This is a genomic window from Thermobacillus sp. ZCTH02-B1 (genome assembly GCF_002159085.1).
GTDB lineage: Bacteria > Bacillota > Bacilli > Paenibacillales > Paenibacillaceae > Thermobacillus.
Window position 1 is genome coordinate 67,285 of the sequence record NZ_LZRU01000018.1, and the last position, 11,010, is coordinate 78,294.

The window sequence follows — 11,010 nt, forward strand, 5'->3', positions numbered from 1 at the left end:
TTTTTATACGGTTTTTTGCAAGTAACCACGTAGCATTCATGTCAGCATTCTTGCCACGAACACGTCCTTGCAGAAGCCCCGCAGCCCGTTGTAGATGCGCGCGGCCTTCGTTTCCTTCGCCGTGAGGCCGAAGACGGTCGGTCCGCTGCCCGACATGAGCACGCCGTCCGCCCCGAGCTTCCGCATGATCTCCTTCAGCCGGCGCACCTCGGGATGGAGCTCGAGCGTCACCGTCTCGAGCACGTTGCCGAGCTCGGCGCATATGTCGCCGAACGAGCCGGCCCGGATCGCCCGCACCATCCGCTCGAGCGACGGATGCCGCTCCACCTTCTCCGGCCGGAATCGGCCGTACACTTCGGCCGTCGACACGTTGATCGGCGGCTTCGCCAGGACGACCCAGCACGGCGGCGGGCTCGGGAGCGGCTCCAGCTTCTCGCCCCGCCCGCGCGCGATCGCCGTGCCGCCGCGCACGCAGTACGGCACATCCGAGCCGAGTTCGGCCGCAAGTCCGGTCAATTCCCCGGGGGAGAGGTTCAGGTTCCAGAGCCGGTTCAGCCCGCGCAGCGCGGCCGCCGCGTCGCTGCTTCCTCCCGCAAGTCCCGCCGCCACCGGAATGCGCTTGTCCAAATGGATGCGGACGCCCTTCTTCACGCCGTACCGGTCCTTGATGAGCCGCGCCGCCTGGTACGCCAGGTTGCGCTCGTCCAACGGGATGTTTCCGGTCTGGCTCGTCAGCTCGATCGCATCCCGCGGCAGCTCCTCCAATTCGAGCCGGTCGGCCAGATCGACCATCGTCATGACCATTTCGATTTCATGGTAGCCGTCTTCCCGTTTGCGCAGCACGTCAAGCAACAGGTTGATTTTGGCCGGCGCCCTCTCGTAGACTCTCACGCGTTCACCACCGCATTCGTTCCTTCGACTGTCCATCCCAAATTATAGCACCGGTCCCCGCCGAACGCGAAAAAGGTCTCCCGTCTTCCGCCTGTTGACGACCATCTCCGACACGCGCTTCCACGCCCGCGGTCCCGGAACCGGCCGCAAACAGAAAGCGGCCCGCCCGGCACTTGTGCAGCGCCGGCAGGCCGCCCGGTTCTCTTCCGATATGCATCCGTTATTCGTCACGACATCCTTCGGCCGCGATCCGCAAGCGCCTGTTCCGCCAGCTGGATCGCCCGCTTGACCATGTTTCCCGCATCCTTCGCCCGGATGCCGCTCCAGCCTTCCCTGACGACGGTGCCGTAAAATCCGAGCTCCTTCGCCAGTTCCTCCTTCAGCTGCTGCGACATCATGCCTCGCCTTCTGCGGCCCATGGCGTGGGTCCTCCTTCCCGCGCGTCCGCGTCGTGATGGAGGATAGTATGCCCGCATCCGGCCGGTTCATGCGGCGGGCTCAGTGCGGGACGTACGCGATCCGCACCTGTCCTTCGTCGCTGACGACGGTCACCTCGACCGTCTCCGTCAAAATGTCGGCATAGCTGTAAGACACGCGCTTGAACGCATTTTGATCCTGGTCAAGCTTCACGATGAAAACAGAAGGGTAGGTCTCTTCCAACACGCCGGTCCGCTCGATCGTCTTGCGGCGCCCCCCGTTGGCCCGCAGGCAGACCCGGGAGCCGACATGTGCCTCCAGACTACGTCGGATTTCGAGCAGCGCATTCTTCGACATCGTCCACTACCACCTCTTTCCTTGTCCATTATACACGAAAAGAAGCGGTAGTGTCAAATGAAGAAGATATTATAACAACATCACAAAACGGTTGTCAATAGGTTGTGTTCCTTTTTTATGAATGTTTGCCTTTCCGCATGATCTCATGCGCCGTACGCCGGGATGACCGTCTTCGCGTTCCAGCCCGGACGGGGCAGTCCGAGCCGGCGCTTGCCGAACGTCTCGACGCCGCCCATGCCCTCCGCGCCGCAGATCGTGCCGCGGATCGCGTCGGTCAGATGGATCGTCTCGCGGAACGGCGTGCGGCTCGCCTTGATCGCGACGACGACCGGATCGAGGGCATGGATCATCACCCGCCGGGGTGAGCTCGCGAAGTTCGCGCCCGCCTCCAGCAGCGCCTCGAAATGGGACTGGCAGGCGCCGGCGATGACGATCAGATTGTCCTTGTTCGGCTCATAGGCGCGGGCGGTGCGGACGGCCTGCACGAAATGGATCGAGTTCTTGTAGCTGCTCAGCGGACGCAGGCTGACGTGCGGCCGGTTCTTGAGCACGCCGTCATGGCCCGTGATCACGACAATGTCCGGCCGCGCCTGCGGCAAGAGGTGCGCGAGCACCTCCGGCATCGCGGATTCATGGCAGTGGACGCAGTGGGCGGGCACGCGCATCCGGGCGTACAGCGCCATGCTCTTGCGCAGATACGTGCCGTCCCCGTCGAGATGCAGGACGCGGCCGGGCATCTCGAAGTAGCCGCCCGGCGCTCCCTCGGGATCGTCGCGGTACGCTTCCGCCCCGTCCTCCGGCTGCGGCCCCGGGCGGAAGCTCTCCTCCTCCCCCTGCCGGATGCGCCGCAGCGATTCGTGCTCCTTGATCTTCGCCGCCACGGAGGCGCCGCTCGTCTCGGGATTCCGGACGAGCACGAGATCGGAGAGCGGCGCGTCGGCCAGCAGACGATAATCGACGCCCTTCAGAATCGCCGTCTGCCGGACGATCGCTTCGATGCGGAACAGGATGTCGCCGCCGTACGACTTGCGCACGACGTAATCCCCTTGCTTCATGGGCTGATCACCTCTTCCGTCTATCCTATGGAAGGGCGGCCCGTCTGGTGTGCGCGATCGATCTCATCCTTGCCGCAGCGCAAGTTCGTTGGCCAGCGCCGCAAATTCTTCAAGCGTCAGCGTCTCCCCGCGCCGTCCGGGATCGATTCCCAGCGAGGCCGGAAGCTCCGCGGCCTCCCGGCGGCGTTCCCGGCCGAGCAGCGCGGTCAGATTGTTCGCGAGCGTCTTGCGGCGCTGCGCGAACGCCGCGTGCACGACACGGAAGAACAGCGCCTCGTCCCGGACGTCCACGGGCGGACGCTCCCGCATCTTCAGCCGCACGACGGCCGAATCGACGTTCGGCGGGGGCACGAAGACGCCGCGCGGCACGAGGCATACGATTTCCGGCTCCGCGAAATAGCGGACCGCGACGCTCAGGCTGCCGTAATCCTTGCCGCCCGGCGGCGCCGTCATCCGCCAGGCCACTTCCTTCTGCACCATCACGACGATGGATTCGAGCGGAAGCCGGTCCTCCAGCAGCTTCATGAGGATCGGCGTCGTCGCGTAATACGGCAGATTGGCGACGACGCTGACCTGGTCCAGCCCGGCGAACCGTTCCGCGATCAGCCGCTTCAGATCGAGCTTCAGCGCGTCGCCGTGCACGATCTCCACGTTGCGATGCGGCTCCAAGAGCTCCTCCAGGATCGGGATCAACCGCCGGTCCAGCTCGATCGCGACCACCTTGCCCGCCGCGCGCGCAAGGCGTTCGGTGAGCGCCCCGATGCCCGGGCCGATTTCGAGCGCTCCCTTCGCGGGACCGAGCTCCGCCGCCTCCACGATCCTGCGCAGCACGTTCCCGTCGACGAGGAAATTCTGGCCGAGCCTTTTGCGGAACGTGAAGCCGTAGCGCGCGACGATTTCCCGCGTCCGCTTCGGCGTGCCGATGTCACCGGCATTCGGGCTGTCCGGCAAGCCGTTCGTCATCACCCGCTTCCTCCTTCTTCGCCGTCCATCGCGGCGAGCGCTTCGCCCAGCTCCCGCTTCGTGATGCACAGCATCCGGAGACGGCGGTAGAACTGCTTCCCGTTCGCGTAGCCGATGCCGAGCAGCCTGCCGACCTCCCGGCGCCGCTCGGCCGCCCGCGGGTGGACGATGAGACCGGCCGCCATCATGTCGCTCCATTCCACGACATCCGTTCCGGCATCCCCGGCCGGGCGCTCGGTCCTGACGGCCGCGAGCGCCTGCCGGATCGCCTCCGGCGTCGCGTGTTCGACGCCGTACTTGCCGTCCCGCTCCGCCAGCTCCCGCGGCAGGAACGCATGCTTGCAGCCCGGCACGCGTTCGGCCACGATGCGGCGGATCCGTTCGCCCTCCCGGTCGGGATCGGTGAAAATGATGACGCCCCGCCGCGCGGCGGCCAGCTCGATCCGGCGCAGCACTTCCTCGCCGATCGCCGATCCGCCCGTCTCGATCGTGTCCGCCTCGACCGCCCGCTTCACGGCGGCGGTGTCATCCTTGCCTTCGACGACGATGACCTCTCGAATCATGAACGCGTTCCTTTCTCCGGCCGGTCCGCCGGGGCTTGTCCTCTTCCTGATGATGGCCGCCCGTGCGGCGCGCTATGCGCTCCGCCACGTCCCTCCAACGACAAGAAACCCCGGCGCGGCGCCGCGCAGGCTGCCGCGCAGAGGTTTCCGGCCGCATGGCATAATGGCGTTGACGGCTCATAGGATGAATCAAGGGAACGGCCATCAGCTTGCCGTCGGCTTGTTCGGCCCGATCACGTAAACGGTGTAGCCCTTCTTCCGGCCGAAGCGTTCCGCCTTCGTCCGGCTGTCGTAGTAGATGTCGATGATCTTGCCCTTGACCGCGCTGCCCTTGTCCTCGGCGCGGCGGAATCCGATGCCGTCGATGTAGACCCACCAGCCGAGCGGGATCACGTCCGGGTCGACGGCGATCGTCCGGCCCTCGGTCACCCTCGTGCCGGAAGCCGTAATGCCGTATTCCGGATGATCCTCGGTCTTGCCCGTCGACTCAAAGCCGGCGGAGTAGGCCGTCAGCGTCACGTTCTTGAGCACTTTCCGCGGCTGGAACGTCACGCCTTCCCGCGTGATCTTCTCCAGGGTTTCGGACTCGGAGGCCGACAGCACGGCCGCCTTCGACTGCGGTTTCTTCGTGCCGACCGCAACGATCTGGTCCTGCTTCTCGGCCGTCACCGTCTTCGTCAGCACCCGCGACCCGACATGCTCGCCGTTCTCGTACGTCTTCTCGATGAGCTTGACCACGACGCCTTCCCGGCCGGGCTGGATGATCTTCTCCTTGCCCTTCTCCAGATTCGGGTCTTCCTTGCGGACGACATCGTACGGGATGATCTCTTCGGCTTGCACGATCTTCCTGTCGACGCGCACCACTTCGATCGTCATGTTCGGCGCAAGTTCCGCGTCAGGCGAAGGATAAATCTTGTCGTCGCCGCGCACTTCGACACCCGCCTTCTCGAGCGCGGCCTCGACCGTGCGGCGCGTCGGGTAGACCGTAACCTTCCGGCCGTCTGCGACCACCGTAACGGGTACGGCCTGGTTGATGACAATCCGGTCGCCGTCCCGGATCGCCGCGTTGAGCGGCTTCGACAGCTCGTCGTTCGGCCCGACCTCGATGTCGAGCTCGTCAAGCAGTTTTTCCAGCACCCATTGCTTCGTTGTCACGATCCGCTCCTCGCCGTCCACGACGACCGAGATCTGTTTGTCGGCCGTGCCGTAGAGCAGCACGAGCAGCATGAACGTCATCGCGACGGAGAGGATGGCACTGAGGAGAATCAGACGCACGTTCTCATGCTTCCAGCGCTTCGCGAAGGTCATGCCGGATCGGGTACCATGGGATTCCGGAAGGAAATTCCCCATGTTCTCGGTCCTCCTTAACTTTGCTCGGCGCCATGGAATGACGCATGATGACGATTGACGCGGCCCCGGGTTCCGGGATGCCCGCCGTCATCCGGAATCACGCCCCGCCGTCTGTCCCCTGGTGAAACCTATGTCGCCGGTAGACGCAATATTCAAAAAATAAAAGCCGCCGACAGCGTATCCCATCGTGGCTGCGAATAGGGGAAAGAGGTTTCTGCTTCTCCTGTCGAAGCACGAGGCGAATCCCTTCGGGTGAACTCTTCCGGCGATTCCCTTCGGGAATCGTCCGTTGCGGCCGGCGGGATCCGCCGGGCCGGCGTCGGCGCCGGGAGACTCCGCGTCCGGAAATGCCCGGCTGTCAGCAAAGTTCTGTGAGACATCATACCCCCTTGCGTCCCGCGTTGTAAAGAACGCTCAAAATGTGAGATTCGCGTTATTTTCGGTTCAGAGGGCATTATCCGGAATTTTCTCGCGGGGAAACCGACTTTTTTTGTGGCCATAGTCGTCGTATCGGCCGCTCAGACCGAGTTATCTCGAATCCGGAAACAATTCAGAGTATTCTGACCGGTCAAAAATACCAGTTCCTGTAAGTCCATTCCCTTGATTTGGGCGGCCGCTTCCGCCACATGGGTCACATAGGCGGGCTCGTTCCGCTTTCCACGGTATGGCTCCGGCGCCAGATACGGGCAATCCGTCTCGATCATGAGGCGGTCGAGCGGCACCTTCGCGAGCACCTCTTTCGGCACCCGGGCGTTCTTGAACGTGACGGGCCCGCCGAACGAGATATAGAAGTTCATGTCCAGGCACATCTTCGCGATTTCCCAGCTGCCCGAGAAACAGTGCATGACCCCGCCGACTTCCGAAGCGCGCTCCTCCCGGAGCAGCCGCACGACATCCTCGTGCGCGTCCCGGTTGTGGATGACGATCGGCAGGCCGAGCCTCCGGGCCAGCCGGATCTGCTCGCGGAATACCTGATGCTGCACTTCCTTCGGCGACGTGTCCCAGTGGTAGTCGAGGCCGATTTCGCCGATCGCGACGACCTTCTCGTGCTTCGCGAGCGATTCGATCCACTCGAGATCGCCCTCGCGCAGGTCGATGCTGTCGACCGGATGCCAGCCGATGGCCGCATAGATGAACGGATGGCGCTCCGCCAGTTCGAGCGTCGTCGGGATCGTCTCGCGGTTGAAGCCGATGTTGACGATCTTTTCGACGCCGGCTTCCCTGGCGCGCCGGATCACCTCTTCCCGATCACCGTCGAATTTGCGGGAATCCAGATGCGCGTGCGAATCGATCAACATGTTTCGTTCCCCTTTCGTTTGTGCCCGAAGCCGCCGTCACGCGAGGCCGAACAGCCGCCGGATGTCGGCCGGCATCCGGTCATGGTGTTTCAGCAGCAAGTCTTCCGGGTAATAAAGATGGTGTCGACCCCGGTGGATACCGGCGAGCGACCGGACGATCTCGGAGCGGTCCGCGATGTCCGACAGTTCGCCGTTATCGCCGAGCAGCAGAATCGGCTGCGCTCCCGGGCCGCTTTCGCCGCCCGGCCGGTATACATGATACGGATGATCGTACGGGTAATCCAGTTCGAGATGATAGGACGGGTTCAAGCCGGCATCTTGAAGCGCCTCGCGCGCCTTGTCCAGCAGCGCTTCATCCGGCTCGTCCATCGTCGTGTATTTATACAGCCTGCGGTGCAGGAACCGGCGGCACAGGTCGGACAGCAGCGGATCCTTCTCTTCCGTCCACATCATGAACTGCGTCTGCACCAGCGGCTCGTCAAGCCGGAAATAGTCATCCGCCGTCATCTGGCCGTCGAACAGGCGACCGAGCGGATGAAGAAGATGCGCGAACTTCCAGCCTTCGCGGTACAGTTCCTTCGCGCGCCGGAATATCAGCCGCAGGATGATCTCCGAGCTGCGCGTCACGGGATGGAAATAGACCTGCCAGTACATCTGATACCGGGACATCAGATAATCTTCGACGGCATGCATCCCGCTTTCCTTCACCACGATCAGACCCTTGTGCGGGCGCATGACGCGCAAAATCCTGTCGATGTCGAATGTGCCGTAATTCGTGCCGGTATAGTAAGCGTCCCGCAGCAGAAAATCCATCCGGTCGGCGTCGAGCTGGCTCGTCACGAGGCTGACGACGATCGGCTTCTCATGCGTCTTGCGGATGACCGACACGATCCGTTCCGGAAAGTCGGCCGCCACTTCCCGCAGGACGCGGTTCAGCTCCGTGTCCTCCAGCAGCAGGCGGCATGTCCATTCCTCGTGGTGCGTGTCAAACACCGCCTCGATCGAATGCGAGAACGGCCCGTGCCCGACGTCGTGCAGCAGGGCGGCGCACAGCGCGGTCAGCCGTTCCTCCTTCGGCCAGTCCGCATCACCCAGCCGTTCGAACTGGGAGATGATCCGGCGCGTGATCTCGTAGACGCCGAGGGAATGGGAGAACCGGCTGTGCTCGGCGCCGTGGAACGTCAGATACGACGTGCCGAGCTGGCGGATCCGCCGGAGGCGCTGGAATTCCCTCGCGTTGATGAGGTTCCAGATGATCCGGTCCTGAACATAGATGTACTTGTGGACGGGATCCTTGAACACCTTCTCTTCGGGCAGCTCGTGACGCACGCGGCACCCACCTCTTTCGACAGGTTCATGTCGGAATTGTCGAAGAAATGTCGATTTATGTCGAAATCCTGATTATCTCTTAAGATCGCCTCCATATGCCCGGAAAAAAGGAAGAATACGCTTTAGCTTGCCGTTCCTAACGAATGTCGCCGAAAATTTCCTGTTATTTTCTGTTGACTGTTATGGGAATGGTTGGTACTATAATTAGCAGAAAAAGTTGAACCATGTCGAATCATGTTGAATCGCTTGAGAGGAGCTCGAATCATCATGATGAAATCCACTGGCATTGTACGCAAGGTCGACGAACTGGGTCGTGTCGTCATTCCGATCGAATTGCGCCGCACGCTCGGCATCGGCGAGAAGGACGCCCTTGAAATCTATGTCGACGGGGAACGCATCATGCTGAAGAAGTATGAACCGGCCTGCATCTTCTGCGGCAATGCCGAGAATGTCACATATTTCAAGGGCAAGATCGTCTGCCACGAGTGCATTGCCGAGCTGCCCGTGCCCGCCGGCAACTGATGTCCGGAAGCGGCACGGACTTTTCATTGCCTGGATCATTCTAACCTTTTTTTACTCCTTTTCGCGCCTTCCCGAGCCGGATGCCGGCCGGGAAGGTTTTTTTTTCGCCCCGTCAGGGCTTGTCCGGACCGGCGTCCGCTTCGGCCAGCAGGGCCGCGTACAGGTCGCGCTTCTTCAACCCGCGGTCCGCCGCCGCCCGCTTCATCGCTTCCCTGCGGTCCAAACCCAGTCCTTCGTAATGGGCAACATGCGCGGCAGGCGTCAGAGGTTTCCACCAGTCGCCTTCCTCCGCTCCGCCGGCCGGGCGCTCCGCCGCTCCCTCGATGACGAGGACGCATTCGCCGACCGGCGGATGCGCCGCGGCATAATCCCGCACGTCGGCCACCGTGCCCCGCACCGCTTCCTCGTGAAGCTTCGTCAGCTCGCGCACGAGCGCCATGCGCCGGCCGCCCCACCGGCCGGCCAGCGCCTCCAGCGTCTTCAGCACGCGATGCGGCGATTCGTACAGAATGATCGTCCCCGGCTCCGTCTCCAGGCTGTCCAAAAACCGGATCATCCCCTTCCGGTCGCGGGGCGGGAAGCCGGCGAACAGGAACCGGCGCGTCTCGAGTCCCGAGATGATGAGCGCGGACAAGGCCGCATTCGCGCCGGGAATCGGCACGACCGGAATGCCGCGCGCCGCCGCCTCGGCCGCCAGCTCCGCGCCGGGGTCGGAGACGGCGGGCGTGCCCGCGTCGGTGACCAGCGCGATGCTGCGGCCTTCCTCCAGCAGCCGGATCAGCTCCGGACCGCTCGCATCCTTGTTGTGCTCGTGATAGCTGACGAGCCGGTTCCGGATGCCGAAGTGCGAGAGCAGCTTCCGCGCCTGGCGCGTATCCTCGGCCGCGATCAGGTCGGCCTCCCGGAGCGTGCGGATCGCGCGCATCGTCATGTCCTCCAGATTGCCGATCGGCGTCGCCACGAGGTAAAGCGTGCCGGGCCGATCCCGCTCCTCGAAGCTCCGCTGGACCCTTACGCCCGGCCCGGCGCCCCGCACGTCGTCCGGGTTTCCGGCCGCCGCGCCGTCCCGCTTCGGTCTTGTCCCGGGTTTGGCGTCCATCAGGTTCCCTCCTCCTCCGGCGCCGCGGCCGCACACCGCAATTCCGTTTTTCTACCATAAAATATATCCAGCAATTCATCCGTGTAGCGCCCGTCCGGTTCGTAGACGACGAGCGGCGGCTCGACCCGGAGCTCGGGTCTGCCGTCCTTGAGCGCCTCGATCAGCACGATGTTCGCCGCCGCTTCCCGCCTCGGGTGGACGAGCCGCATCCGCTTCGGTTCAAGCCGGTGGCGGCGCAGCGTCCCCATGATGTCCGCGAGCCGCGACGGGCGGTGCACCATCGCGACGCGGCCGCCGCTTCGCACCGCCGCCGCACACGCCGACACGGCATCTTCAAGCGTGCAGGCGATCTCGTGGCGGGCCACCGCCTTGTACGGATTTTCCTTGAAATCCCCCGACCCGCGCGGCAGATAGGGAGGATTGATCGTCACCGCGTCGTAGACGCCGCGCGATTCGGGCTGTTTCGACCACTCGCGCAGATCGGCCTCGATGATCGCGATCCGGTGCCCGAGGCCGTTGAGCGCCACGCTCCGGCGGGCCATGTCCGCGAGCCGCGGCTGGATTTCGACGCCGTCGATCGACGCCTCCGTCCTCGTCGCAAGCAGCAGCGGCACAATGCCGTTGCCCGTGCACAGATCGAGCACGCGTCCCCGCGGCGGCACCGCCGCCCAGCGGGCGAGCAGCACCGCGTCCAGCGAGAAGCTGAACACCTCCGGATTCTGGATGATTTTCATATCCCGCGTGAGCAGATCATCGAGCCGTTCGCCGGCTTCAAGCGGCGGATGCGCGTCGGGCCTGTCCATGATCGGAACGTCGACTCCCTGCCTGCCATTCCGATGGAAAATGGCGTTCTCACCTTAAGCTTAATGAACAATCCGGCTTTCTGCAAATGCCGTTCGACGGATGCCTGAGTCAAGCTAGTGTGGGCACCTTTTTTGGATTCTGGATGCGAACTTGAAAAGAACCTTTCCCTTGTAAGCGCTTTTGATCTTCTTCCTTATGGGATTGGCGATTCATTTTTCTGGTATTAGTATCCTCCAAGCCCTTTCAATGCCATGCCCGTTGTGCTACTCTGCCACGGCCCCCTAAGCAACCGGATCATCCCGTTAACGTATCCTTTGGTCGGTCGTATAACGTCCCTTAGCAACTTCCGAATGCTGACGGAG

At 63.3% G+C, this 11,010-nt stretch carries 12 protein-coding genes; 1 reads left to right on the forward strand and 11 read right to left on the reverse strand.

Translation table 11 applies throughout. The features are described 5' to 3' along the window. Positions 1–36: 36 nt before the first annotated feature. The 9 genes from ispE to A9Z00_RS08345 form a co-directional block, all read right to left on the reverse strand. Complete coding sequence (ispE, locus tag A9Z00_RS08305; RefSeq protein WP_296975763.1) at positions 37–891, reverse strand: 4-(cytidine 5'-diphospho)-2-C-methyl-D-erythritol kinase; 855 nt, start codon at positions 889–891, stop codon at positions 37–39. A gap of 227 nt (positions 892–1,118) precedes the next feature. After that, positions 1,119–1,310, reverse strand: coding sequence for an alpha/beta-type small acid-soluble spore protein (locus tag A9Z00_RS08310; RefSeq protein ID WP_296975765.1), 192 nt, complete (start codon positions 1,308–1,310; stop codon positions 1,119–1,121). A 79-nt stretch (positions 1,311–1,389) separates the two neighbouring features. Further along, positions 1,390–1,665 carry a biofilm formation stimulator Veg gene (gene veg, locus A9Z00_RS08315; RefSeq protein ID WP_296975767.1) on the reverse strand — a complete coding sequence of 92 codons (276 nt, stop codon included), beginning with the start codon at positions 1,663–1,665 and terminating at the stop codon, positions 1,390–1,392. Between the two features lie 143 nt (positions 1,666–1,808). Further along, positions 1,809–2,720 carry a sporulation peptidase YabG gene (yabG, locus tag A9Z00_RS08320; protein ID WP_296975769.1) on the reverse strand — a complete coding sequence of 304 codons (912 nt, stop codon included), beginning with the start codon at positions 2,718–2,720 and terminating at the stop codon, positions 1,809–1,811. Between the two features lie 63 nt (positions 2,721–2,783). Continuing rightward, complete coding sequence (rsmA, locus tag A9Z00_RS08325; protein ID WP_296975770.1) at positions 2,784–3,683, reverse strand: 16S rRNA (adenine(1518)-N(6)/adenine(1519)-N(6))-dimethyltransferase RsmA; 900 nt, start codon at positions 3,681–3,683, stop codon at positions 2,784–2,786. Beyond that, positions 3,683–4,246, reverse strand: coding sequence for a ribonuclease M5 (rnmV, locus tag A9Z00_RS08330; RefSeq protein ID WP_296975772.1), 564 nt, complete (start codon positions 4,244–4,246; stop codon positions 3,683–3,685). Before rnmV ends, rsmA begins: the two co-directional genes overlap by 1 nt. A 204-nt stretch (positions 4,247–4,450) precedes the next feature. After that, positions 4,451–5,596, reverse strand: a complete 1,146-nt coding sequence (locus tag A9Z00_RS08335; RefSeq protein ID WP_296975773.1) for a resuscitation-promoting factor — start codon at positions 5,594–5,596, stop codon at positions 4,451–4,453. Positions 5,597–6,114: 518 nt separating this feature from the next. Beyond that, complete coding sequence (locus A9Z00_RS08340) at positions 6,115–6,894, reverse strand: TatD family hydrolase (RefSeq protein ID WP_296975774.1); 780 nt, start codon at positions 6,892–6,894, stop codon at positions 6,115–6,117. Positions 6,895–6,930: 36 nt separating this feature from the next. Beyond that, a complete protein-coding gene (locus tag A9Z00_RS08345) occupies positions 6,931–8,223 on the reverse strand; it encodes an HD domain-containing protein (protein WP_296975776.1) in 1,293 nt (430 codons plus the stop codon). A 267-nt stretch (positions 8,224–8,490) separates the two neighbouring features. On the opposite strand from A9Z00_RS08345, the gene A9Z00_RS08350 reads away from it, so the two are divergent. Next, complete coding sequence (locus A9Z00_RS08350) at positions 8,491–8,745, forward strand: AbrB/MazE/SpoVT family DNA-binding domain-containing protein (RefSeq protein ID WP_296975778.1); 255 nt, start codon at positions 8,491–8,493, stop codon at positions 8,743–8,745. A 112-nt stretch (positions 8,746–8,857) separates the two neighbouring features. On the opposite strand, the gene rsmI is transcribed toward A9Z00_RS08350, so the two are convergent. Both rsmI and A9Z00_RS08360 read right to left on the reverse strand, forming a co-directional pair. Beyond that, positions 8,858–9,844 (reverse strand): 16S rRNA (cytidine(1402)-2'-O)-methyltransferase, encoded by a 987-nt coding sequence (gene rsmI, locus A9Z00_RS08355; protein WP_296975780.1) that lies wholly within the window; start codon positions 9,842–9,844, stop codon positions 8,858–8,860. Beyond that, positions 9,844–10,647 (reverse strand): tRNA1(Val) (adenine(37)-N6)-methyltransferase, encoded by an 804-nt coding sequence (locus A9Z00_RS08360; RefSeq protein ID WP_296975782.1) that lies wholly within the window; start codon positions 10,645–10,647, stop codon positions 9,844–9,846. Before A9Z00_RS08360 ends, rsmI begins: the two co-directional genes overlap by 1 nt. Positions 10,648–11,010: the final 363 nt, after the last annotated feature.

Excerpts from the sequence above, each read along its gene's own strand:
- veg (WP_296975767.1), bottom strand. The coding sequence starts at position 1,665 with ATGTCGAAGAATGCGCTGCTCGAAATCCGACGTAGTCTGGAGGCACAT.
- A9Z00_RS08350 (WP_296975778.1), top strand. The coding sequence starts at position 8,491 with ATGATGAAATCCACTGGCATTGTACGCAAGGTCGACGAACTGGGTCGT.
- A9Z00_RS08340 (WP_296975774.1), bottom strand. The coding sequence starts at position 6,894 with ATGTTGATCGATTCGCACGCGCATCTGGATTCCCGCAAATTCGACGGT.
- rsmI (WP_296975780.1), bottom strand. The coding sequence starts at position 9,844 with ATGGACGCCAAACCCGGGACAAGACCGAAGCGGGACGGCGCGGCGGCC.
- rnmV (WP_296975772.1), bottom strand. The coding sequence starts at position 4,246 with ATGATTCGAGAGGTCATCGTCGTCGAAGGCAAGGATGACACCGCCGCC.
- yabG (WP_296975769.1), bottom strand. The coding sequence starts at position 2,720 with ATGAAGCAAGGGGATTACGTCGTGCGCAAGTCGTACGGCGGCGACATC.
- A9Z00_RS08310 (WP_296975765.1), bottom strand. The coding sequence starts at position 1,310 with ATGGGCCGCAGAAGGCGAGGCATGATGTCGCAGCAGCTGAAGGAGGAA.
- rsmA (WP_296975770.1), bottom strand. The coding sequence starts at position 3,683 with ATGACGAACGGCTTGCCGGACAGCCCGAATGCCGGTGACATCGGCACG.
- A9Z00_RS08360 (WP_296975782.1), bottom strand. The coding sequence starts at position 10,647 with ATGGACAGGCCCGACGCGCATCCGCCGCTTGAAGCCGGCGAACGGCTC.
- A9Z00_RS08335 (WP_296975773.1), bottom strand. The coding sequence starts at position 5,596 with ATGGGGAATTTCCTTCCGGAATCCCATGGTACCCGATCCGGCATGACC.